At 49.3% G+C, this 24405-nt stretch carries 22 protein-coding genes; 8 read left to right on the top strand and 14 right to left on the bottom strand.

All coding sequences use genetic code 11. The features are described 5' to 3' along the window. Positions 1 to 20 precede the first annotated feature (20 nt). Entirely contained in the window at positions 21 to 1019 is a 999-nt protein-coding gene (locus BWI97_RS12820; protein WP_102201259.1) for a LacI family DNA-binding transcriptional regulator, read from the bottom strand. A 173-nt stretch (positions 1020 to 1192) separates the two neighbouring features. Here BWI97_RS12820 and BWI97_RS12815 point away from each other — a divergent pair, with 173 nt between their 5' ends. Next, a complete protein-coding gene (locus BWI97_RS12815) occupies positions 1193 to 2371 on the top strand; it encodes a galactokinase (RefSeq protein WP_102201326.1) in 1179 nt (392 codons plus the stop codon). Positions 2372 to 2413: 42 nt separating this feature from the next. Beyond that, positions 2414 to 3457, top strand: coding sequence for a UDP-glucose--hexose-1-phosphate uridylyltransferase (locus BWI97_RS12810; RefSeq protein WP_102201258.1), 1044 nt, complete (start codon positions 2414 to 2416; stop codon positions 3455 to 3457). 199 nt (positions 3458 to 3656) lie between these two features. Here BWI97_RS12810 and BWI97_RS12805 read toward each other — a convergent pair whose 3' ends face one another. From BWI97_RS12805 to BWI97_RS12790, 4 genes are all read right to left on the bottom strand, one after another. Continuing rightward, positions 3657 to 4151 (bottom strand): hypothetical protein, encoded by a 495-nt coding sequence (locus tag BWI97_RS12805; protein ID WP_102201257.1) that lies wholly within the window; start codon positions 4149 to 4151, stop codon positions 3657 to 3659. Positions 4152 to 4214: 63 nt separating this feature from the next. Beyond that, positions 4215 to 4787: a guanylate kinase gene (gene gmk / locus BWI97_RS12800; protein ID WP_094811739.1), complete on the bottom strand. Its 573-nt coding sequence runs from the start codon at positions 4785 to 4787 to the stop codon at positions 4215 to 4217. Positions 4788 to 4944: 157 nt separating this feature from the next. Beyond that, on the bottom strand, positions 4945 to 5238 hold the full coding sequence (locus BWI97_RS12795; protein ID WP_133163384.1) for a hypothetical protein: 294 nt from the start codon (positions 5236 to 5238) through the stop codon (positions 4945 to 4947). Between the two features lie 240 nt (positions 5239 to 5478). Beyond that, entirely contained in the window at positions 5479 to 6102 is a 624-nt protein-coding gene (locus BWI97_RS12790) for a sigma-70 family RNA polymerase sigma factor (RefSeq protein WP_094811735.1), read from the bottom strand. Positions 6103 to 6442: 340 nt separating this feature from the next. On the opposite strand from BWI97_RS12790, the gene pruA reads away from it, so the two are divergent. The 3 genes from pruA (at position 6443) to BWI97_RS12775 (ending at position 10391) form a co-directional block, all read left to right on the top strand. Beyond that, positions 6443 to 8074 (top strand): L-glutamate gamma-semialdehyde dehydrogenase, encoded by a 1632-nt coding sequence (pruA, locus tag BWI97_RS12785; RefSeq protein ID WP_102201256.1) that lies wholly within the window; start codon positions 6443 to 6445, stop codon positions 8072 to 8074. A gap of 112 nt (positions 8075 to 8186) precedes the next feature. After that, entirely contained in the window at positions 8187 to 9026 is an 840-nt protein-coding gene (mazG, locus tag BWI97_RS12780; protein ID WP_233207830.1) for a nucleoside triphosphate pyrophosphohydrolase, read from the top strand. 93 nt (positions 9027 to 9119) lie between these two features. After that, complete coding sequence (locus BWI97_RS12775) at positions 9120 to 10391, top strand: T9SS type A sorting domain-containing protein (protein ID WP_102201255.1); 1272 nt, start codon at positions 9120 to 9122, stop codon at positions 10389 to 10391. Positions 10392 to 10447: 56 nt separating this feature from the next. On the opposite strand, the gene BWI97_RS12770 is transcribed toward BWI97_RS12775, so the two are convergent. Both BWI97_RS12770 and accD read right to left on the bottom strand, forming a co-directional pair. After that, on the bottom strand, positions 10448 to 13012 hold the full coding sequence (locus BWI97_RS12770; RefSeq protein ID WP_102201254.1) for a family 20 glycosylhydrolase: 2565 nt from the start codon (positions 13010 to 13012) through the stop codon (positions 10448 to 10450). Positions 13013 to 13124: 112 nt separating this feature from the next. Then, the gene (gene accD / locus BWI97_RS12765; protein WP_094811729.1) at positions 13125 to 13979 is read right to left on the bottom strand and encodes an acetyl-CoA carboxylase, carboxyltransferase subunit beta; all 855 of its coding nucleotides are present in this window, start codon (positions 13977 to 13979) and stop codon (positions 13125 to 13127) included. Between the two features lie 456 nt (positions 13980 to 14435). On the opposite strand from accD, the gene fbaA reads away from it, so the two are divergent. Then, positions 14436 to 15521 carry a class II fructose-bisphosphate aldolase gene (fbaA, locus tag BWI97_RS12755; protein WP_094811724.1) on the top strand — a complete coding sequence of 362 codons (1086 nt, stop codon included), beginning with the start codon at positions 14436 to 14438 and terminating at the stop codon, positions 15519 to 15521. An 89-nt stretch (positions 15522 to 15610) separates the two neighbouring features. Here fbaA and BWI97_RS12750 read toward each other — a convergent pair whose 3' ends face one another. From BWI97_RS12750 to BWI97_RS12740, 3 genes are all read right to left on the bottom strand, one after another. Beyond that, positions 15611 to 16000, bottom strand: coding sequence for a RidA family protein (locus tag BWI97_RS12750; RefSeq protein WP_102201252.1), 390 nt, complete (start codon positions 15998 to 16000; stop codon positions 15611 to 15613). A gap of 90 nt (positions 16001 to 16090) precedes the next feature. Next, a complete protein-coding gene (locus BWI97_RS12745) occupies positions 16091 to 16660 on the bottom strand; it encodes a Crp/Fnr family transcriptional regulator (protein ID WP_102201251.1) in 570 nt (189 codons plus the stop codon). Then, a complete protein-coding gene (locus tag BWI97_RS12740) occupies positions 16660 to 17394 on the bottom strand; it encodes a DNA alkylation repair protein (RefSeq protein ID WP_233207829.1) in 735 nt (244 codons plus the stop codon). Before BWI97_RS12740 ends, BWI97_RS12745 begins: the two co-directional genes overlap by 1 nt. A gap of 75 nt (positions 17395 to 17469) precedes the next feature. Here BWI97_RS12740 and BWI97_RS12735 point away from each other — a divergent pair, with 75 nt between their 5' ends. Next, on the top strand, positions 17470 to 17994 hold the full coding sequence (locus BWI97_RS12735) for an NADPH-dependent FMN reductase (RefSeq protein WP_102201250.1): 525 nt from the start codon (positions 17470 to 17472) through the stop codon (positions 17992 to 17994). Positions 17995 to 18021: 27 nt separating this feature from the next. On the opposite strand, the gene BWI97_RS12730 is transcribed toward BWI97_RS12735, so the two are convergent. Genes BWI97_RS12730 through BWI97_RS12720 form a run of 3 tightly spaced genes read right to left on the bottom strand, consistent with a single transcriptional unit; the run spans position 18022 to position 20443 of the window. Then, the gene (locus BWI97_RS12730; RefSeq protein ID WP_102201249.1) at positions 18022 to 19005 is read right to left on the bottom strand and encodes a hypothetical protein; all 984 of its coding nucleotides are present in this window, start codon (positions 19003 to 19005) and stop codon (positions 18022 to 18024) included. 4 nt (positions 19006 to 19009) lie between these two features. Beyond that, positions 19010 to 19912 (bottom strand): HEAT repeat domain-containing protein, encoded by a 903-nt coding sequence (locus tag BWI97_RS12725; protein WP_094811713.1) that lies wholly within the window; start codon positions 19910 to 19912, stop codon positions 19010 to 19012. A 21-nt stretch (positions 19913 to 19933) separates the two neighbouring features. Continuing rightward, positions 19934 to 20443: an RNA polymerase sigma factor gene (locus BWI97_RS12720; RefSeq protein ID WP_094811711.1), complete on the bottom strand. Its 510-nt coding sequence runs from the start codon at positions 20441 to 20443 to the stop codon at positions 19934 to 19936. Between the two features lie 131 nt (positions 20444 to 20574). Here BWI97_RS12720 and gldG point away from each other — a divergent pair, with 131 nt between their 5' ends. Next, the gene (gldG, locus tag BWI97_RS12715) at positions 20575 to 22239 is read left to right on the top strand and encodes a gliding motility-associated ABC transporter substrate-binding protein GldG (RefSeq protein ID WP_102201248.1); all 1665 of its coding nucleotides are present in this window, start codon (positions 20575 to 20577) and stop codon (positions 22237 to 22239) included. A 608-nt stretch (positions 22240 to 22847) separates the two neighbouring features. On the opposite strand, the gene gpmI is transcribed toward gldG, so the two are convergent. Beyond that, complete coding sequence (gene gpmI / locus BWI97_RS12710; protein WP_094810653.1) at positions 22848 to 24374, bottom strand: 2,3-bisphosphoglycerate-independent phosphoglycerate mutase; 1527 nt, start codon at positions 24372 to 24374, stop codon at positions 22848 to 22850. Positions 24375 to 24405 lie beyond the last annotated feature (31 nt).

Below are 24405 nucleotides of genomic sequence, written 5' to 3'. Positions count from 1 at the left end.
TTGAATCAATGGCTGGCTTCCTAATGAATGACCAGCTTGGTTTCTACCCAAAGTTCCTGATACGGAATTTCCTCCGGACTTTGGATGAGTTGCAGGAGCAGTTCGGCGGCCTTTTCGCCCATGGTATACGCAAACTGATCGACCGATGCCAGAGGCGGGTGAGCAGCGTATTCCATCATGGGCAGGTTCGCAAAACTTACAAAATACACATCCTGATTCGGAATCAGACCCAGAGCCTGGGTCCGCTCCATGGCATACAGGGAAATGTAATCATTGAAGGCAACAATGGCTTGTGGTTTTGGTTCACGGCTCAGCAGATAGTCGACTTTTGCCTGCGTATCGGCTTTCGATAAATCCGAAGAACAGACGTACGAAGGATCGATGGGCAGCTGTCGCTCTTTCATGGCTTGTAAATAGCCCTGCTGACGTTCCTCGGAAACTTCCAGCTGAGCCGGACCATTGAGCAGGGCGATGCGTTCGAGGCCACGATCAGCCAGGAAATCAACCAGCTCGCGAGCGGCCGTACTGATGTTACTGCGGACTTTATGAGCAGGCAATCGCCGGGGTACGCGGTCAAAAAACACGACGGGAATGCCAAAGCTTTCCAGTTCCTTAAAATGCAGATAATGATGCGTTTCCGCCGAAATGGAAGCAATGACGCCATCCACCCGACTGGACAGAAAGGTAGCCAAAGCCCCTTTTTCGCGTTCCAGTTCATCCCGCGACTGACTGATGACGACGTTGTACCCCGTTAGTACATCTTCAATGGCCGTAATAGCCGTCGAAAAAAATTCTTCTTTCAGAAAAGGCAGCACCACGCCAATGGTACGGGTGTGTTTTTTCTTCAGGATCAACGCCGCCGGATTGGGCCGGTACTGCAATTGACGGGCCAGTTCCCAGACGCGTTCGCGGGTACGCAGGCCGATGCGTGGGTTGTTCTGCAAGGCCCGCGAAACCGTGGAGATCGAAACGCCTAACTCCTGGGCAATTTGCTTGATGGTGGCTTGGCTTTTTTGCATGATCCCCTGTTAAATCTACTTCAGTCGTGTACTTGTGCAATGCTTTGCAATCCCTGATCTATTGGTTTCTACGTCTTGCGTACGAATGTAATACGGACGATCGCCAATGAATCTCACAAAATACGTGTTCTTTTGAATACAAAATCTTAATACGACGCATTACCTCAATGATTATGGATCCTCTTGTTACTGCCATTATAGAAACCTTCCGTGCTTCGTTCGGAGCCGAGCCAGCCTTGTTGGTTCGCTCGCCGGGCCGAATCAACCTCATTGGGGAGCACACGGACTACAATATGGGCTTTGTACTACCTGCGGCGATTGATCGCGAAATGTTTTTCGCCATTAGTCCCCGCACGGATAAGGTATGCCGCACGATTGCGTATAACCTAAACCGCGAAGAAACGTTTGCAACGGATCAGCTGGAGAAGACGGAAGAAAAGTGGACCTATTACCTCAAGGGAGTCATCGATCAGATTCAGAAACTGGGTTACGAATTTCACGGCTTTGATCTGGTTTTTGGGGGAAATATTCCGGTAGGAGCGGGCGTCTCTTCTTCAGCGGCTCTGGAAGCGGGGCTGGCCTTTGCCATCAATGAACTGTATCAGCTGGGCATTCCCAAAATGGCCCTGGTGCAACTTTGCCAGCGGGCTGAGAACCAGTTTGTGGGCCTCAACTGCGGCATCATGGATATGTTTGCTTCACTGATGGGGGATACGGACGCCGTCATTCGTCTGGACTGCCGTTCGCTGGAATACGAATACTTTCCCTTTACGCAGGAGCAGCACGTACTGGTGCTGTGCGATACGGGCGTAAAACATTCCCTGGGAACCTCCGAATACAACACCCGGCGAGCCGAATGCGAACGAGGTGTGGCTATTCTACAGGCTCATAAACCCAGTATACAGAGCCTGCGGGATGTGAGTATCGAGTTCCTGCAGGAACACCAGGCTGAGTTTGATCCGGTTACTTATAAACGTTGTAAATACATTGTGGAGGAAATCAACCGCGTTGTGGAAGCCTGTAAGGATTTGCAGAAAGACGATCTGGAAGCCTTTGGAAAAAAGATGTATCAAACGCACGAAGGCCTGCAACACGACTACGAAGTGAGTTGTGAAGAACTCGACTTTCTGGTGGATCAGGCTCGCCTGAACCCAGCGGTACTGGGAGCCCGCATGATGGGGGGCGGCTTCGGCGGCTGTACCATCAATCTGATTGAAAAAGGAGCGGCGGATGCCTTCATTGAAACCATGACGAGAGCGTATAAGGAATCGCTGAATCTGGATTTAGTAACCCACAAAGTCGTTATCAAAAAAGGCACTTCTCGCCTGGAATCATCGAACGAACGGGTTTAAACGTACAACGCCAAACCGAACACCTGAAACGCAACACGACTTATGAGTGAATTTCAATTTGACGAACATCCGCACCGCCGCTACAATCCACTGACGGATAGTTGGGTGCTGGTGTCACCGCACCGTACCAAACGTCCCTGGCAGGGACAGGTGGAAAAGTCGACGGAAGACAAACGGCCCTCGTACGATCCGACCTGCTATTTGTGTCCGACCAATACGCGTTCCAACGGAGAAAAGAATCCGGACTACGAAAACGTATATGTCTTTACGAACGACTTTTCAGCGTTGATTCACGATACACCCGCCGGACAGGTTTCCGATGGCGAACTGTTTCAGGCGGAAAGCGAATCGGGTATTTGCAAAGTAATCTGTTTCTCGCCCCGGCACGATCTGACCATTCCCGAAATGGAAGCCAAAGACATTCGTCGCGTAGTGGATGCCTGGTGTCAGGAGTACGAAGGACTGGGTACGGATCCGAAAATCAATCACGTACAGATTTTTGAAAACAAGGGCTTCGTCATGGGTTGCTCCAATCCGCACCCGCACGGGCAGATCTGGGCTCAGTACAGCATTCCCGATGAGCCGTATAAAAAACAGATCGCCCAGAAAAAATATTACGATCGCCACGGGCGAACGCTGTTGAGCGATTACCTGACGAAGGAACTGGAAAAGAAAGAACGGATTCTGTTCGAACATGAGCATTTCGTAGCTCTGATTCCCTTCTGGGCCGTATGGCCGTACGAGGCGATGATCATTCCGAAACGGCCGATGGCTTCCATTCTGGAAATGACCAGTGCCGAACGCGACGGTTTGGCGGAAGCCTACCGTGAGCTGACGATCATCTACGATAATCTCTTTGAAGTATCATTTCCGTACTCGGCGGGTATCCATCAGGCCCCAACCGACGGCGACGTGCACGAAGAATGGCATTGGCACTTTGTATTCCTGCCCCCGCTGCTGCGTTCAGCCACGGTGAAGAAATTCATGGTAGGCTACGAAATGCTGGCCAATCCCCAACGCGACATCACACCCGAGCAAAGTGCTCAGCGGCTGCGAGAGCTGCCTCGGGTGCATTATAAGAAGTAGGGGTTGGTTGATTGCTTTTTGTTGTTAGGGGATGATTGTTTATGCTATAGTAGATCCGTTTTCGTCCCACTGAGACGGCTGATCTTTTAACCCTTATAGTCTTATACAACCTAATCAATCAACTCGGTTTTTACCCATCGAAAAAGGCCCGAACGTTACAGAACGTTCGGGCCTTTTTTATACTATCTACAAAAAACCATTAACTCACAACCAAATTAAAAAACCGTTTCATCCAGCTTTCTGCCGCGGGTACTTCCCATTGAGTACGGAACTCGCCGACCGTTTTTACCTGATTGTTAAATAAGATTGTATTCGGTTGAATGGTACCCGCTTTCACGGCTGATTTACCCTTGAGTCCGTCTATGGAATCAATACCCTGTTCGGTACGGAACACAATCGAGCGATCAAAAAAGTTGATACCCGCCTGTTGACCAATCTGGCTAATGATTCGGGTAGAAGCGTCGATGGAACAACCGCTGGCCGCGTAAGCTTTTTCATCAACGGCCAGTAATACAAAGCGTCCTTCCACGATTTGTACCGCATTTGTCAGCGGTTGGCCGTGGGCGGCCCATTCTTCAAACGAGGCCTCCAGCTGCTGCTGAATGGCTTCCTGTTCAGCCGTCGAAAGGCTGCGATCGGCCTGATACACCCAAAGGCGGGCATGATCCGGCATATGTTCCAACGCAATTCGCATGATCTTAGTGGTTGGTTGTTGGTGGATAGTTATTTGTTTCGAGTTCCGTCAAATAACGAATAACTATTTTGCAGTAAACTCCGAAACGAGTCGTTCCGTTTCCTTCGTTGACGTTTCCAGATCATCATTAACCAAAATGACATCAAACTGATCCTGGAAGGACATTTCGAAGCGAACTTTATAAAGACGTTTGGAAATACTGTCTTCGGTTTCGGTCCCCCGTGAACGTAAGCGTTGTTCGAGTACTTCCATGGAAGGCACTTTCACGAAAATGGCCAGAGCCCGGTCGCCAAAGTACTGCTTCAGCTTGAGACCCCCGCGTACGTCCACGTCAAATAAAATGTGCTTGCCCGAAGCCCAAACCCGCTCTACTTCGGACTTGAGCGTGCCGTAGTAGCCACCTGGATATACTTCTTCCCATTCAGCAAAGGCGTCTTCGTCAATTTTTTGTTTAAACTCGTCGATGCTCAGGAAGTAGTAATCTTTCCCGTGTTCTTCGGCCCGGCCGCGTTTGTCCCGCGTGCAGGCAGAGATAGAGAAACCGAACTGATCGGGCTGTGAGGCCAGCAAATGTTTAACGAGTGTCGTTTTTCCGGAACCGGAAGGTGCACAGAAAATAATGGCTTTACCGTTCAAACCAATGGAATAGTTAAGGTCTGTTAATGAATAACCCCGGAGCGTGCCCCGAGGTCATGATATAGCCTCAAAAATAAATCAGACGGATCAATATTGGATATAAAAAACGTAACTTCTTAGGAATGAGAAGGATAGTCTTAAGGCTATAGGGGTCGTTTTAAAGTTCGTGGATCTTACTTTTGATGCAATCAACCAGACTTTGCGGTACTGCTTTTTGCTCAACGCGTAATTGTAAGGCTTGCTTAATTGCTTTTTCTAAGTTGTAACCGCGGTTACAGGGTAGACAATTGCCCAAATTCTGGCGAACGTGTTCGAGTTCCTCGGGACTGGCTTCGCCGTCCAAAGCCATCTGAATGAGCTTCATGCAATTGGCATGGTTCTCGCAGTGCTCTTTCTTAACCACCTTCTCTGCTTCGGCAGATGAACTGGATTCGGGTGTCATGGGAGTCATGATAAAATAAGATAATTAGCGGGGCTCAATGCACCTCTCTAAACGTGGAAAACTGAGGCCAAAATCAATACCTGGTTCTTTTGGTTCCTGAGTTACAGATAATTCTTTCGAAAATAAATTTTAAGGTACGTTACGCTGGAAGAAAGTAAGACGAACGATTAATCTTTTGGCAGACAGAAAAATAGGACTGCTAGAGGCAGTCCATGCTATAGCAGATTTCTCCGCCAAAAAGTTTCCGTCTTACAAGGATTCTTCGTCTTCCGAACGCTCACTCGTATCATAACCCATGTGGGTCGCATATGTTTTGAGCTTTTCCTTCAACAACATACGGGCCCGGTGCAGCCGTGAACGGACCGTACCGATGGGGATATCAAGAATTTTGGCCATTTCTTCGTACGTAAATCCTTCCACGTCACAGAGGATCAGTACCGTACGAAAATCAATGGGCAAGGCATTCAGGGCATTCGTGACTTCATCACCCAGCAATTCCTGAACCGTTTCGGCCCGCAAATCGGTGGTCTGACTAGTACCCGCCATTTCTTCCGAATCGTAGTAGGTTTCTACCTCCTGGTAGTCTACTTTATTCGGTTCTTTCGACTTACGGCGGTAGTCGTTGATGAAACTATTCTTCAAGATCCGAAACAGCCAGGCTTTGGCGTTGGTCCCCTTCTCGAAAGAATTGATGAACCGGAACGCCTTCAGATAGGTGTCCTGAACCAGATCGTTGGCATCGTCCTCGTCTTGAGTCAGGCGAAAAGCAAAGTTATACATCGACTGGATATGCGGCATAAGCTCCCGGTCGAAGATGGCGTACTTTTCGGACTCTGTATATTGCCGGACGGCGATAAATTCGTCGGCTGTCATGGCTGTGATAAGTTTTTCGGGCTAAAGCTAAAATATTATTATGAATACAAAAGCCTGCCACTTCAATACTGCTGACAAAATGGCTGAACCATAGGGTGTAAGTCTATAGAAAACTGTGCCTGCATACCTAAAGACCATTTCCTGAGGGCTTAGTACCCTGACTATCAAGCGTGAAATTTTACGATTTCATAAAAATTCTTCTGAAAGGGATTTCTTGAAAAGCCGTACCTTCGCAAATCTATTTGAATTATTTGAATGGCCTTCGTGTTGCATACAACAGATTTAAAGTTCATTCATTACTATTTCTAAGCTTGCTAAAATCAAACTTCATCATAGTAGTATGTCCAACGGAATTTATAACGTCCCAATCCCGAAAAACGAACCCATTTACGGATATGCCCCCGGTACAGCTGAACGCGAAAAACTGAAAGCTACCCTGGCTGAGTTACGTTCGAAAGAGATTGAGGTCCCTTTATACATTGGAAATCAGCAAATTCGTACGGATAAAAAAGTAGCCATTACGCCGCCGCACGATCACCAGCACGTATTAGGCTATTTCTACGAAGGCGGTCCGGAACACGTGACCGAGGCCATTGAAGTAGCTTTGCAGGCTCGTCATGCCTGGGCGGTATTACCCTGGGAACAACGTCTGGCGATTTTCCTGAAAGCCGCCGAATTGTCTGCTACCAAGTACCGGTATCTGCTGAATGCCTCTACCATGCTGGGTCAGTCGAAGAATGCCTTCCAGGCCGAAATCGACGCTGCGTGTGAGTGGGTGGATTTTCTACGGTTTAATGTGGCTTTTGCGACAGAAATTTACCGAAATCAACCCATCTCTCCGGATCCTACCATCTGGAATCAGGTGGAGTACCGTCCGCTGGAAGGCTTCGTATTCGCATTAACGCCTTTCAATTTTACCGCAATCTCCGGAAACTTACCGGCTTCGGCGGCCATGATGGGTAACGTGGTAGTCTGGAAACCAGCCCCTACACAGATGTATTCGGCCTATGTGTTGATGCAAATTCTTAAAGAAGCTGGTTTGCCCGATGGTGTGATTAACCTTATTCAAGGTGATGGCCCGATGATTGGTGATCTGGTCTTCAGTCATCCTGAGTTTGCGGGTATTCACTTCACGGGTAGTACTGCCGTGTTCAAAACGATCTGGAAAAATATTGGTAGCCACATGGATAGCTATCGGTATTATCCGCGTATCGTGGGCGAAACGGGTGGTAAGGACTTCATGCTTGCCCACGAATCCGCCGATGTAAAAGCATACGCGGCGAACCTGTTGCGGGCCGCTTTCGAATTCCAGGGACAGAAATGTTCCGCCGCTTCCCGGGCCTATATTCCCATAACGCTATGGGAATCCGTATGGGCGGAAATGAAATCCATGCTGGAAACCATGAAAGTAGGCCCGACGGAAGATTTCTCGAATTTCGTGAATGCCGTCATCGATGAACGGGCTTTCCAGAAAATTACGGGCTTCATTGAGCGGGCCCGCCAAAACCCGGCTAACGAGATTATTTGGGGTGGTACGTACGATTCATCCAAAGGCTGGTTTATCGATCCGACGTTGATCCTGACGACGGATCCGCATTCAGAAACGATGGAACAGGAAATCTTCGGTCCCGTCTTGACGATCTATCTGTACGAACCTACGCAGTTTGAAGAAACGCTGAGCCTGATTGACCGTACGTCGCCGTACGCTTTGACGGGTGCCATCTTCTCGCAGGATCGCTACGCCATTGACCTGGCAAGCCGTAAGTTGGTGAACTCCGCTGGAAACTTCTACGTAAACGATAAATGTACGGGAGCCGTGGTGGGTCAACAGCCTTTCGGCGGTGCTCGTGGCTCCGGAACGAATGATAAGGCGGGTTCGATGCAAAACCTGTTGCGTTGGGTATCAGCTCGTACGATTAAAGAAGGATTTGTACCCGCAACGGATTATCGCTATCCGTTTTTAGCGGAATAAATGAATAAATGAGTAATTAGGTTTAGGGTTTTGAGTTTGGCGTTTTGACTGGGGTTCCTTCCAAAACACTACACTCAAAACCCTAACTGCTTTTAGATTTAACGGTATTCTTATGCAAAAAGAACTTCATCCTTCCCAGCAGCCCCGGGTATTTGAGGAGCTGCCCAGTCGGCGAAAACAACAATTGATGGCCTTTGATCGGGTATTGACGATCATGGATGAGCTTCGCGAAAATTGCCCCTGGGATCGGAAGCAAACCATGGATTCGCTCCGACATTTGACGATTGAAGAGACCTATGAGCTTTCGGATGCAATTCTGGAAAAGGATCTCAATGAAATCAAAAAAGAGCTGGGAGATGTACTCTTGCATCTGGTTTTTTACGCCCGCATTGCTTCCGAAACGGGCGATTTCGACATTACGGATGTGATGGACAGCCTGTGCAAGAAACTGGTGGATCGGCACCCGCATATCTACGGCGAAGCCCAGGCGGATACCGAAGAACAGGTAAAGCAGAACTGGGAACAGCTAAAAATCAAAGAAGGAAACAAGTCAGTATTGGGTGGCGTACCTGGTTCGTTACCAGCTCTGGTGAAATCCATGCGAATTCAGGAAAAAGCTCGTGGAGCGGGTTTTGACTGGGAAGATCGGGAACAGGTTTGGGACAAGGTACGCGAAGAAATTGACGAATTCCGGGCGGAGTTTAAAGCCGGAGCCGTGCATGATACGGAACGGGCCGAAAGTGAATTTGGCGACGTGTTGTTCTCACTGGTTAATTACGCCCGCTTTGTGGACATCAATCCCGAAACGGCTTTGGAGCGTACCAATAAAAAGTTCATTACTCGCTTCCAATACATTGAAACGAAAGCCAAAGAGTTAGGGAAAAGCCTGAAAGACATGACCCTGGCCGAAATGGACGTCTTTTGGAACGAAGCTAAAACATTAAAAAATTAGGTATTTGTGCCTTTAAATAAGTAAATAATTGAGTATTGTTAATTTTCTTGATTGAGTATGTAGTTTAGGGTGACAAACACCCCTCTCTTACTCATGAAGCGTTTCTATGGATTACTGATGGGTTTGTGCGTATCCTCAGGATATGCACAAACCACTACTTACTTCGAGCAAAATTTTAGTAGCTCATCCAATGTAGCGGATTACAAAGGCGGCGGTCCAAACAAGTTTACCGAAATACTGGGGAATACGCCTTCAACTGCGAGTATCAGCAATGAAGCCTTAACGCTTACGAAGGCGTCTGGTGGCCAGGTTCGGTTTGCTAAGACCGATGATCTCTTTTCGGCCAATCCAACCATTCTTTACGTGCAGTTTACGGTTTCGGTGGATATTGCGGAACCCTCTGCAGCGGTGAATCCCTACAATTACCTGTATTTCGGTAATTTGAACGATAACGGAAGTCTGCCAGCAAATGCCAGCGTTTTTGCCCGTTTAGGTTTTCATTTCCCTACCGCAGGTAACGCTTTTAATTTGCATTTACAGGACGGCGGTTCCGTAACGAAAGGGCCATACACCGGTACTAAAACCATCACTTGGGTACTCAACGTTTCGGGGAATGCCACCACCTATACGGATGAGGATGGGCGGACGGGTAGTCTGGCAGCCAATAAAATGGACATTTGGGTTGATAATTCGCTGGAATTCGATGAAGCCAGTGAACTCAGTACCGGTGTTTCGCCGACGGACTTCAAATTTCTCTGGAACAATAGCAATGGTACCCTTACCGTAGATAACCTGAAAATTCTGGGTAGCCAGGGGCCAATGCCTGTTGAACTGCTGTACTTCAAGGCTATAGCTTCCGCTAGTCAGGTACGCTTAAACTGGGCTACTGCTTCCGAAAAAAATGCCCGTTCTTTCGTGGTAGAGCGGAGTACAGATGCGGAACAATACGAGGTACTCAAAACATACGAAGCTTCGGGCACTACTGACGAACGGAAAGAGTATTGGGGTACAGATGAAAAACCCCTTCCGGGAAAAAGCTATTACCGCTTACGTCAGATGGACGAAGATGGCACCGAATACGTATGTCGTACCGTGTCGGTTGAGCGACCCGAGTCTGCCGAATTAGACGTTCAGATTCTGGGAAATCCTTTGCTAAACGCCCAGCAATTCACGGTACGGACAACCGCTCGTAATGTATCTTACGAATTATACACCCATCAGGGCGAGCCAATTCCAACGAAAGTTACGCGTGCGAATGGCAATCAGGACGATCTTCAACTACAGCAAGGCTTACCTAAAGGGCTGTATCTACTCCGAGCCACGCTGGCAAACGAGGTAGTAACCAGACGAATCGTGGTCGAATAAATGAAAAGGCAGTCAGAGCGTAGACCCTGACTGCCTTTTTTCGTTTACAGCTAGGCTTACTTACCCACGGTAACCATACGGCTAGATTTACCCGCCGAATCGAAGCATTTTAGTTTCACCGTTCCCTGTACCGGCACGGGTGATTGGTACAGCGTAGACTGCGGTCCAGGTTCGGAGCCGTCTGTTGTATACCGAATCTGGAGGCCGGGATACTCGGCATTGGCTTGGAGCGTACCGTTTTCCAGAACTGCTCCGGGCGTTGGGATGCGATAGTTATAGCCATTATTCCAGTAACTCAGGCGGGGGAGTTCGCGTTGGGCCAGCGTATTGGCAAACACATTCCAGCCCGTTTGCATGGACTTCTCGCGTTGATCCCGGTTTTCGATTGTTTCCCAGGGACGCTCGGCTGCCCAGGCACTTTCCGCAAAACCGATCAGTTTCGGTAGCACATAATACTCCATCATGTCGCGACCTTTTACGGTTTCACTCCACAACTGAGCTTCTAGGCCCAGAATGTTCTGACGATTTTTGAGTTTCTGCTTGCCCGTAAAATCCAGCGGTTTGCCCAGTGAATTGGTATAGGTAGTCTTGGCGAAATCGTAGGGAGCAAAGGTCCAGGCGTTTTTCGGACCGACAAAGCCGCCCCAGTACAAACCGGGTTCTTTCGGATCATTATTGTAAGCCAGATCCATGTACAGGTTCGTCACATTACACAGCACCACCGGATAACCTGCATTGGCCATGCGATATCCCAGATCCACATCGAATACGTTATTCCAGATGTACGGAACAACGCGTTTGCCCACAAAATCCGGATTGGCTACGTACTGACCCGAGGCATCTACATTCAGGGCTACTTCCTCCCAACCATGAATTTCCAGATTATATTTTTTCAGGCGATGGAGCATTTGTCCGAAGAAATAACTCTGTAAATAGCGGGGGCCTTTGATTTCGGGATGTTTCTTCAGCAACTCGTCCACCATTGGTGATTTCGTCCAGACGCCCTGCGGGACCTCGTCGCCACCGACGTGGAGTACGGTCAGTTTCAATCCCGCTTCGTCGTACATCTTCGCTACGTCAGCAATTACCGTTTCAAAGAAATGATACGCTGATTCGCGGGCGACGCAGATCACGTTGTCTTTGAAGGCTTGAGCCGAGCTATAAACCGATTTATCCTCGGGATCGATCAGTCGGAATTCTTCGGCTTCTTTCGTTTTGCCTTCTTTCATGAAGCGTTCGTACCGAGCCTCCATGGATTTGATAGCCGCCCGCGAGTGACCGGGAAATCCGATTTCCGGGATAATCTGAATGTGTCGTTCCTGAGCGTATTTCAGAATATCAATGAAGTCCTGACGGGTGTAGTAGCCACTGCCGTATTTACCCTTGGCATCGGCGTGGGGACCGGAGCCGTACGCCGGGTGCAGGGCTGCCGTTTGCATACCCGCCGTATGTTGGCGATGCGAACCTACTTCGGTCAATTCGGGAAGACTCTTAATTTCCAGCCGCCAGGCTTCGTCTTCCGTCAGGTAAAACAGCAGGTGATTGATTTTGTAGAAAGCCAGTAAATCCAGCACACGTTTGACCGTTTCTTTCGTCTGGAAATTTCGGCAAACGTCGAAGTGCATACTCCGGAATTTGAAGCGGGGTGCGTCCTCGATCTGTACCTGCGGCAGGGCCAGAGGAGCGGTCGCTTTCTGGTACGCGGCAACCGGAGCCAAAGCCAGTAAACTTTCTACGCCGTAGAAAACCCCGGCGGCATCACTACCCACGATCTGGATACCGTTAGCAGCTACGTTCAATTGATAGGCTTCGCTCGTAACACCATTTACGGCTACCGAGCCCGTACTCAGTTGAATGCGTTGTTCCGTACTCGTACCTTCTTTCGTAGTAAATGAGGTGCCCGTCAGTACCTGGAGTTGTTGGGCCAGAAACGTAGCTTCATTGGCCAGCCCTTTCGCGTAATAAATGGGCCATTCTTTCGTCAGGCTAACGGAACCCGCCGTTTTCGTAACCTTCACCGGAGACGGAATCAGGACCGGCAGTTGTTCCGGCGAAACCAGACTTAGTCCCGCATTTTGCTGATACTGATAGGCCGCCGTAGGCAAAGGAACCTGATCGTTGGAACCGCGTAGGATTTGTTCTTTTTCCGTGAATGGTTCGACTGTATAGTCGGCTACTTCCTCGATTTTCTCTTCTTTCCCATCCGTATGCACAAAGTACAGACCCATCGGAGCATCCGTTTCCTTGATGATGGCGACCGAAGCTTCGTAGGGAATTTCCAGACTGGCACCGGGTTTCAGCTCAAAACTTTCGTTGGGGGTGAGCTTGTACCAATCGCCGTTGATGTGTTCGACGGTAGCCGGAGACGGTGTTTTGGAAGCCAGAATCGGGCGGGGAGACATGTTGAAGTACAGCGTCCAGCCCTTGTTACCCAACGTTTCACTACCATTATTTTTGAAGACAAAACGGGCTTTAAAGCCGGAGGGAGTATCGGTGAAGTTGGAAATCAATTTCCAGGAAATCGCTACCGAAGAACCCTCCGATGCTTTTTCCGAAGATTTACAACCGACAAAGAATAAGGTACAGAGCCATAGAAAAGCCAGCGACAAGCGACCACGCATACAGTGAAGAAGTTAAAATGGTTGCGATAAAGATACTAAGAACAAACGGTCCGAACGGACACGAAAAAAGCCTGAGTCGTGGGACCCAGGCTTTTTATACTGAAACAGGGTTTTACGCAGGCTTGACCCAGATGATTTCCAGCAATTTCGCCAGCCGATCTTTCAAATCCTTGCGATCCACAATGAAGTCGAGGAAGCCGTGTTCCTGCACAAATTCGGCACTCTGGAAGCCTTTAGGCAGATCTTTACCGATGGTTTCGCGAATGACGCGGGGACCCGCAAAGCCGATGAGAGCTCCGGGTTCGGAGATGTTGAAATCACCCAGCATGGCAAACGAAGCCGTTACACCACCCGTGGTAGGATCGGTCAAAAGCGAGATGTAGGGAATTTTGGCCTGATCGAGCAAAGCGATTTTCGCCGACGTTTTCGCCATTTGCATGAGCGAGAATCCTGCTTCCATCATCCGGGCACCCCCTGATTTGGAGATCATCAGGAGGGGAATCCGGTTTTTCAGGGAGTAATCCATCGCCCGGGCGATTTTTTCACCCACGACCGAACCCATCGAACCGCCGATGAAGTTAAAGTCCATACACGCCACCACCATATCGATGCCGTGTACTTTGCCATAACCCGTACGAACGGCATCTTTCAGCCCCGTTTTACGTTCGGTAGCCTTGATCCGGTCGGGATAAGCTTTGGTATCTTTGAAGTGGAGCGGATCGTCCGACGTCATCGTCGGATCAAGTTCGGTATAAAGGGTATCGTCGAAGAGCAGTTCAAAGTATTCCTGCGAACCGACTTTTTCGTGGTAATTGCATTTCGAGCAGGTATAAGCCTGCAGCTTGTGCTCGCGGGTATGCATGATGTTCCCGCACTGAGGGCACTTGTACCAAAGCCCGTCGGGAGCTTCCCGCTTGGCTTCAGTGGGGGTTTGAATACCCTTGTCTTTCCGGGTGAACCAAGACATGTGTTAGAGTTTTTGAAGTTTAGTGCTTAGGCCGCCCTAACAGACGGGCACTAAACCTAAAGCTTGATTTGGGACATCAAAGATAGGCCATTCCTAGGTTTGCAAACTAGCTATTGGTTAGTTTTTGTACTTTTCGAGGCGGCTTTAATGCATTTTTTATGATTTTTTGGATTTTTCAGGCCCCGATTGGAAACGAAAAAGTGATTCTGTACCTTATTTAAATGGAAGTACGACGGATGAAGGAAAAATGCCTAAGTTTGTAGCCGCTGATTGCCAGCTGCCTTCCGGTCAGGCCGGAAAGATTCTGGTGAGATGCTTCTTCTTCATCAACTTGAAGTTCTCGTACAACGAACCTCGTAGGGTTGGTTTCAACGGGATACACCGTTTCAAAACGACGAACTTCTTTCGATACGAGTAAAAAATTTAGTTCATAATCATCACATTTCAACGCTTAGTATGGCCAATGCAACTCAAATTGCTCCGGGCGTTCTTTCAGGAGATGCCGTTCAGGAGTTATTCGAACTCGCTAAGAAACACCAATTTGCTCTTCCGGCTGTCAACGTTATTTCCAGCAGTACGGTAAACGCAGTACTGGAAACAGCACGCGACCTGAATTCTCCCGTCATCATTCAGTTTTCCCACGGCGGATCTCAGTTTTACGCAGGAAAAGGCCTGAAAAACGATAACGAACAAGCCGCTATCGCCGGAGCTATTTCAGGAGCTCAACATATTCACTTACTGGCCGAACGCTATGGTGTCCCCGTCGTACTGCACACGGACCACTGTGCCAAGAAAATCCTTCCTTGGATTGACGGCGTACTGGAAGCTGGTGAGAAGTTTTTCGCTCAGACGGGCAAGCCCCTGTACTCTTCCCACATGCTTGATTTGTCAGAAGAGTCGCTGGAAGAAAACATCGAAATTTCTTCGAAATACCTCGAGCGTATGGCCAAAATGGGCATGACGCTGGAAATTGAATTAGGCGTAACGGGGGGTGAAGAAGACGGTGTGGATAACTCCGACGTAGATTCTTCACGTCTGTATACCCAGCCCGAAGAAGTAGCGTATTCGTACGAAAAACTGAACGCGATCTCCAGCCGCTTTACGGTAGCTGCGGCGTTCGGTAACGTGCACGGCGTATACAAACCCGGTAACGTAAAACTGCAACCCGTCATCCTGAATAACTCACAGAAATACATCCGTGAAAAATTCAGTCTGGAAGCAGAGAAACCCGTAAACTTCGTATTCCACGGTGGTTCAGGTTCTTCCCGCGAAGAAATCCGCGAAGCCATCAGCTACGGTGCAATCAAAATGAACATCGATACGGATATGCAGTGGGCGTACTGGGATGGTGTTCTAGGCTTCTACAAATCGAAAGAAGGCTACCTGCAATCACAAATCGGTAACCCTACGGGCGAAGATTCTCCCAACAAGAAATACTACGATCCCCGCGTATGGTTGCGTGAAGGTGAAAAGGCTTTCGTTACGCGTCTGAAAGCCGCCTTCGAAGATCTGAACGCCGTAAACGTGAATCAGTACTTATAGTAACTTGGGGTCACTTCACGAGAGAGCTTCATTAAAAACGCTGGCAGAATTCGTTCTGCCAGCGTTTTTGCGTTAGTAGGTTATACCGCTTACTTCACCGCCGTCGCTTCCAGCTCCACCGATAACGTTTCAAAAAGCGTTTTTACTTCAAAAAACGTACTGGCCTGTTGGATCCCGTGTTTGGTAATCCATGCCTGAAAAATATCAAAATGAGCGAAAAGCTCTTCCGAAGAAGTGGTGTAGACGTTTAACCGAACGATGTCTTTACACGTATAACCCGCCTGACTAATCACCAGCTCCAGATTTTCGATGGCTTGTAATAACTGAGTTTTCATGTCCGCATGACTCGATGTACCGTCGGCTAATACGGATGCCTGTCCGGCACAATAGAGGGTGGAGGTTACATTTTTTACTTCTACGGCCTGTACGTAATTCCGTGCGTCCTGCCATTGCCAGGGGTTAATGATTCGCTTTTCCATTTGCTTTGCTGCTTTACATGAACGGGACAAAGGTCCGGCGAATCGAACGGTCCAACGGTGAGCTACCGCACAGCTTTCGAGTGATGTAGATCACACGCCGAAAGAAAGTCGACTCAGCGTTTCGCGGGAAACGCCCAGGTAAGAAGCCAGCAAGGTTTTAGGAACCCGCTGAACCAGCGTAGGGTATTGTTGGAGGAGCTGCTCGTACCGCTCTTTGGCCTGGCTAGTCATCAGTGATAACAAACGTCGCTGCAAAGCCATGTACCCCCGGTTCGCTTTCTGAAGGAAAAAATGCTCCATTTTGGGTAGACGCTCGCAAAGGGTCTGATAGCTTTCCAGCGAAAGACCAAGCACGACGCTATCTTCGACACAGTCCAGTGAAAAGGTAGCTTCGGTTTGCGTATAAAAAGCCTGATAATCGCTTTCCCACCAGTCTTCCATAGCAAAGGAAATAATCTGCTGTTTGCCCGTATCGTCGGTGTGTACCAGTTTTAAAAGTCCGGAAACGACAAAATAGACGTACTTGACGAGCATGCCTTCCTGAATGAGAAACTGATGCTTCTTATATTTTTTGAGAATAAAGTGCGATGCGATGAAGGTGAATTCTTCGTCCGTCAACGGTATGATTTGCTCCAGATGTGCTCTTAATACTTCCTGCATTACTTCAACTTTAAATAATACTGTCGCTCGGATTCCGGTAATTTTTCGATGGCGTAGCGAAGCATGGTACGGGGCATCTGTAGGGTGTGTTCGTTGAGAAATTCTTTTAAAACTTCCCGATCCTGTTCGCCTACTTCCCGGAGCATCCAGCCGCAGGCTTTGTGAATCAGGTCGTGCGGATGGGAAAGGAGTAGGATACACAGAGCCAGCGTATCGGTATACTCTTTCCTTTTAATGAAATACAGTGTGGCAATGACTGCAATACGGACGCTCCAGAGGTGATTAGACTGAGCATAGTCGTACAAAAGACTCCGATCCTGATCGTACAGAAAAGCTCCAACGATGTCACGGGCGGAAACGTCTACCAGATCCCAGTTATTCACGTACTGCCGATGGGCTACATAGCTTTCAAAAATTTCCATCCTTTGGAGCGGATCACCCTTCTTAAACTGATCAACCCAGATAAACAGAGCCGCCGCCCGATGCTCGTGATAGGGATTCTGTAATAAACTCAAAACGTCTTTCTGGGGCAGGGTACGAAACTGTTTGGCGATGGCCCGGGTTTGTCCCACAGAAAGCCCGAGGAACAGATCGTTTTCACCGTATTGCCCCGGACCCGTTTTAAAGTAACGGGCGACAAAGGCCGCTCGTTCTGGATTGGCCTGCGATTCAAACAGGCTGAGGATGGAAGGTTGGTCCATACGGGCAATGGAAATAAACGGCAATCGCTTCAAAAGTTGAGAAACCTTTTACCTTGCAGCAATCTAGCTACGCTGGCAAAAGGGTACCTAAGAAAAGACAAATTACTCATGATCACCATCGTTTCTTCAACGAATCAGAAAAATTCTCGTAGTCGTCAGATTGCGGAGTACTACCGGCAGCAGATTCAGCAAGTGGGAGCCGAAGCCCGTATTGTGGATCTGGCGGATTTGCCCATTGACTTTATCTACTCGGCTCTGTACGCCAACTTTGGCAAGCACGATGCCTTCAATGCCATTCGGGATTCGGTTGAAAACGCGAGTAAGCTGATTTTTATCGTCCCCGAATACAACGGGTCTTTTCCGGGCGTACTGAAAGCGTTTCTGGATGGATTCCATTATCCCAGCAAACTGAGCGGCAAGATGGTGGCTCTGGTGGGAATTTCGGACGGGGGAAGTGGCAATCCGCTGGGAATGAGTCACCTAACGGATATTATGAGCTTTATGAACGCAACGGTACTGGGGTTGCGGGTGAAGATTCCGTTCCTGAAAAAGAACTGGGTGGAAGGCGAAATTCAGGACGAGTTTATCAAGACCCTAATTCGTCAGCAGGTAGAAACACTGGTGAGCTTCTGAGTGATGCACTCAGAAGCTCGGTATCGATTACTTGCGTTTCCGCAAATAGATATTTCCCATGGAGGAATGGACGGTAATGGAAACGCCGGGAGCATTGATGACTCCTTGGGTACCCGAAGATCCCGGCGAAGGAAAAAATACAGCAGCGTTTCCAGACTCAACAAGGTCATTGATGGTGGTAGCTTCAGAAATGATCTCCCCGTCAGCGACTGTTATTTGTTTAGCCGCCAAATCGCGTGCCTTATCGGCGGTGGCTAGTTCTCGACGAATATTAATGGCCGATCCCTTAACCCCGATGCCGGCAACGGCTCGGGCGGTTTTAGAACGTTTCACTAGCGAATCTGGTAGCGGCTTGATGTCAAAATCGGTAAACGCATTACCCATCGACGTTAATAAAGCTACCTGAGCTTTCGTATCTGCGGGAAGACTGATATCAATGGACTCGTGGCCTGAATATAAGGAAATGGGTTTGCTCTGATTCACCTTACTGAACTGAGCGTTGATTTTGCCCATCGAGGAATACGCAATGACCGGCCCTGAAATGTCTTTCAGATTAATCGCGGTGGAAGCCGTACGAACTTCAATTTCGCCCTGCATTCCGTTGATGGATAGTTCTGAATCATCGAAGCCGTACCGGTTATTGGATTGCCAGTTTACATTCAGACGGCGTGGCAACCGAATGACATAACTGATGCCATCCTGCCGGATACTGGTGGTGAGATTGAGCACATCGCCTTCCGTACGAGCCGAAAGATTTATTCCCGTATTATCTGTACCGCCGCCTCCGACGGGTCGCAGGCCTTCGGCTTCTTTGGGCGGCGGCGTAATGCCCTGAGCTTCAACTAGGATTTCGTTACCATCCGTTCCCTGGATCGTTACGTTGGCATGTTCAATCCGGAGTACGACTTTCTTCCCCGCGAAGGTGGTACGGTAGGTTTGGGTGCTCGGTTTTTCCTGAGCGAAAAGGCTGCTACTCAGCAGGATCAAACCCGCGATAAATCCTTTTTTCATGACATTAAATGGTTAATAGTTGAATGCTTTGCTGAGCTTTTTGGCGAATGAGGGGATCGACCGTTTCGTCTTCGGTCAGGTGTTTGAGTTGGGGCAGAGCTTCCTGGATGCGTAAGCCCACCAGCGTTTCCATGACGCTGAGTTGCTCAGGAATTTCGGAGGCGGTTTCCAGCCGGGCCAGAAAGGCTTCCCGAACTTTAGGATTTTGTCCATACGCCCGTAAGGTTTCAATGGCGGCGAGTCGTACGTTGATATTCTCATCCTGCCGAAGGGTTCGTACCAGACTGCGTAATACTTCCGGTTTTAACTCGGGCAAATGACTGGCGTACTGTAAGCCCTTCAGCCGCTCGGCCGCCGACTCTTTCCGCAGCAAGCCCAGCACGACCAGTTCCTGGGTAACCTTCAGTTCCTTACGAAGCGTGGCTACTTCCTGCTGTACTTTCGTTAGCGACGTCTCTTTAGGTTGCCCGGTCTTCGGCTTTTCTATCTGGGCAACTTCTTCCGAAGGCGGCGTAGTTAACGGTTGCATGACCGTTTTTTCGACGGTAAGCGTCCGTACCGTAGGCGTAACCGTCAGGCGACCCAGCCAGAACATCAGTCCGAAAGCGGCCAGTACAGCGGCATAAGGCCAGTAAGAGCGTCGGCGGGGTAAGACCTTGAGAGGTTGTTGGCGAGCTTTTTCAAGGGCCTGATTTTCTTTTTCCCGATCCAGCAGAGCATAGAAAGACGTATCCATTCCGGCATCCGGCTCGACTTCCTGCTGCTGAACATCGTACCAGATTTTCTGTAATCCGTCGGCTTCCTGCTTGAGGGGCAGGTCGGCGTCGAGTTGTTGCTCAAAGGCCAGCCGTTCGGATTCCGGCAGGCGTCCCAGCAAATAATCAATAATCACCGTATCTTTTTCCACGAGCGTATGCGTTGGTTGACTTTATTCATTCAACTGGAAATACAATTCACGTAACTTCTGTAAGCCCCGAAAGGCCCGTACTTTCACATTCGCTACCGACAGTCCGAGTACCTGCCCAATTTCTTCGTAACTCATATTCTGAAACCGACTGAGTAAGAGTACATCCCGGTACGAATCGGGCAGCTGACCCAGGGCTTGGTGTAATTGCTGATGGCGGTCTTCCGGCTCCTCTTCCGTATCCAGTAGTTCCGGAATTTCATTCGTTTGCAGCCGTACCGTTTTCAAGTGATCGTGAAATACATTGCGGGCCACTTCGTACACCCAGGTCCGGAACACGGCCTCTTCCCGAAAGGTATGCCGATACCGCAACACCCGCAGGAATACCTGCTGGGTAAGGTCGCGGGCTACGTCCCGGGACGGTTGTCGATAGAGGAAGAAATTGAGCAGCGACTTTTTGTAGCGTTCGTACAAAATGGCCGCTTTGTCCAGATCTCCTCCTTTGACGGCTAGCATGGCCTGTTCGTCGGTCATGGAGTAGGCTAAGGTTCAGAATTCGGGAAAGGATACGCCAGGGTGCGGGAAAGGTTACAATCTAAGGAAAGAAAATTTTTTATCGGGCGGGGCGTTAGTTCTAAAGCCGTAAAAAGCGTGATTTTTGCACTATGAAATCCAAGTACCTGCGTCCCCTGCTTTTAATCATTGAAATGGTGGCCCTGAATGTCCTGGCCAGTTTTTTCTACGTTCGTCTGGATTTGACGGAAGATCAACGGTATAGCCTTTCGGATGCGACTAAAAACCTGCTCGATCAGCTGGACGAGGAAGTGTACGTGAAGGTGTATCTAGATGGTGACCTAAATCCGGGCTTTCGTCACCTGCGGGAATCCGTACGTGAAACGCTGGAAGAATTCAAAGCTCAGTCGGGCGGACACCTGGAGTATCGATTCATCGACCCCTCGGCGGAAACGAATGGCGAGAAACGCAATGCATTTTACGAAAGTCTGACTGAAAAGGGGCTGATTCCGACGAATGTGGTCGAAGGCGGCCAGGACAGCCGTACCCAGAAACTCGTCTGGCCGGGAGCGTTGCTGACGTACCAGAACAAGGAAACGGCGGTTCAACTACTGAAAGGCAACATTTCTAAATCCGCTCAGGAAAACCTGAATCTCTCGGCGGAAAATATCGAGTACACGTTGGCGACGGCTCTGCGGGAGCTTACCCAGAAGGAAAAGAAAAAGATCGGACTGCTTTCGACGTTTTCGAAGAAACTCAATCCCGTACGCATTTCGGATCTGATTGTGGCTTTGCAGAAGCATTACGAAATCTATCAGGTCAACCTGCAAACGTCTCCGAATCTGGGTGGACTCGACGCCGTACTGGTTGTGAAGCCCGATCAGGAATTTTCGGAAGATGATCAGCTCAAGCTCGATCAGTTTATTGTGCATGGAGGAAAAGCCATGTTCCTCATCGATCAGGTACAAACGGATTCCGTAGGCCGGGAAGGGGTCTACGCTCAACCGACGAATCTGAAGCTGGACGAACTGCTGTTCCGGTACGGATTACGGGCTAACCCGGTTGTAGTGAAAGATTTATTGTCCGCCGAAATTCCACTGAACATTGGAACGATGGGCGATAAAGCCAACATTCAGCTAATGCCCTGGCGGTTTTATCCGTTACTGAATTCCTTCGGGAAATCGCCCATCACCCGAAATCTGGATGCCATATACGGACGTTACGTGGGTTCACTCGATACGGTAGGAGCCGAAGGAATTCGCAAAACGCCCTTGTTATTCACTTCCGCGTATACGCAAAATCTGCACGCTCCGGCGGTGATTCCCTATAATGAGGCGGGGCGAAAACCCGATCCGACGCAGTACAACGGTGGACCGAAAGCGGTAGCGTATTTACTGGAAGGGAAGTTCTCGTCGCTGTTCCGGAATCGCTTATTACCCGACGACCCGCGAGCCAAGGGCTTTGCCGTACAGGATCAGCCTTCAAAAATTGTGGTGGTGGCCGATGGGGATATGGCTCTCAATGACTTTGATCCAAAGCGGGAAGTACCCTTACCGTTGGGCTTCGACCGCTTCAGTCCGGATCGGCACGTGTACGCCAACAAGGATTTTATCCTGAATGCGATGGATTACATGCTTGACGATAACGGCGTCATTACGGCCCGTACCAAGGAGTTTAAACTTCGCCCCCTCGACAAAATACAGGTAGACGAAAACCGGACGGCCTGGCAGGTGCTGAATCTGCTCGGTCCGCTGGTACTGATTGCTCTGTTGGGAGGAGGCTGGTACTTCTGGCGGCGGAAGGAGTATGCGGTGTAGAGGAGTTTTCAGTTTTGTAGGATAAATCCGGTAAAGACAGCGGAACGGGTTGTTGGTAGCATTTGCTACGGATGCAAAAGTGGATAGTCTATACCTACCGGGCTGGCCGTTCCCCGCATTGCATACGGGGCTAAGCACAGTGAACCCCTTCGGGGTTAGTGAGGCAGAGTGCAAGCCTAGATGAAATAGGGAAGTATGACCGTTTAACCCCGGAGGGGTTTCATTTGAATAGCCATGGGTGCAACCCATGGCTAGATTCGCATTGGATTCACGGGTTGTCCGTAGCATTTGCTACGGACGCAAAAGTTGGTAGGCTGTGCCTACCGGGCGGGACGCACCCATACTCCGCATTGCATACGAGGCCAAGTACAAGGAACCTCTTCGGCGTTAGCAAGCTGAAGGGAGCGGCTCTTTCGGATTTGTAATTCCGAGAGCGATCTGAACGAAATTTATAATCCCGTGCCTTGCCTGTGCAAACCAGCCGGATTTCTAATACCAAGCGTGAACAGCAAAGTTTTACTTCGCGATAGTTGACAGCATAGGCATAAAAAAACGTCTGAACCTTATGTCCAGACGTTTTTTAGTATTCAAGTAACGAAAACGAATTGCTACACCAACACGTCTCCCGTCATGATTTCGGGTTTTTCAATGCCCATCAGAGCCAGAATGGTTGGAGCGATGTCGCCGAGTTTTCCATCTTTGATCGCTTTGTGATCATCGTCGAGTAAGATGCACGGAACCAGGTTCAGGCTGTGCTGCGTATTGGGGCTACCGTCGTCGTTGATCATGTAATCCGCGTTGCCGTGGTCGGCTAGTACAATCACCGAATACCCACTGTTGCGGGCGGCGGTGACAACGGCGTTCAGTGACACATCTACAGATTCGCAGGCAGCAACTACGGCTTCAAAGCTACCCGTGTGGCCTACCATGTCCGGATTGGCAAAGTTCAGACATACGAAATCCGCTTCTCCTTTTTCCAGTTCAGGAACCAAGGCATTCCGAACGTCATAAACCGACATTTCGGGTTTCAAATCGTAGGTAGCCACTTTGGGCGACGGACACAAAAGTCGATTTTCTCCTTCAAAAGGTTCGTTACGACCTCCCGAGAAGAAGAAAGTTACGTGCGGATATTTCTCCGTTTCAGCAATCCGGATTTGTTTCTTACCCGCTTTCGAGATGATTTCACCCAGCGTAGCGGGTAGGTTGGAATCGTCAAAAATCACATGAACACCCGTAAACGACTTGTTATAGTTCGTCAGCGTCAGATACCGGATGTCGAGGGTATGCATACCGTATTCCGGGAAATTTTCCTGCGTTAAAGCTTTCGTGATTTCCTGCGGACGGTCGGTACGGTAATTGAAACACAGAACGACGTCACCTTCCTGAATGGTGGCAATCGGCTGGTCGTTTTCAGTCAATAAGATCGGCTTGATGAACTCATCTGTTACTCCTTCTGCGTAGGACTGGAGCATCGTTGGAATCAGCTGATCGGCGGGCGTTAGTTGACCTACGCCTTTCACCATCACGTCATAGGCCAGCTTGATACGTTCCCAGCGATTGTCCCGGTCCATGGCGTAATACCGGCCCGTAACACTGGCAATTTTCCCAACAGAAGTGGGCAGAAAATGCTGTAGATCGGTTAAGTAGCCTACACCAGATTTCGGATCGGTATCCCGGCCATCGGTAAAGGCGTGGATGAATACGTCCTGCAAACCGTTGTCTTTGGCAACGTTGCAAAGGGCTTTGAGGTGATTGATATGGGCGTGTACGCCGCCATCGGAAACCAGTCCAATGAGGTGTACCGGTTTCTGATTCGCCTTGGCGTATTCCAGAGCCTCTACCAATACGGGTTCGTGGCGAAGGGTATCCTGCTCGATGGCATCATTCAGCCGTACCAGACTCTGCTTGACGGTACGACCCGCTCCAAGGTTCATGTGACCTACTTCGGAGTTGCCAAACTGACCCACGGGCAGACCTACCGCCGGGCCGAAGGTGACGAGCGTAGAATGCGGATAATTCGCAAATAAGGAATCGTAGAAAGGCGTTTGAGCCGCAATGATCGCCGAACGGTCTTCTTCACCTTGTTTGGCAATGCCCCATCCGTCGAGGATGACTAAGAGAACTTTTTTGCTCACGATATTTAGGGGATGAGAATGGACCTATCAA

This window comes from Siphonobacter sp. BAB-5405 (genome assembly GCF_002872335.1).
Classification (GTDB): Bacteria; Bacteroidota; Bacteroidia; order Cytophagales; family Spirosomataceae; genus Siphonobacter.
The sequence above is the reverse complement of the archived record's forward strand: the minus strand, read 5'-3'. Positions and strand labels throughout refer to the sequence as shown.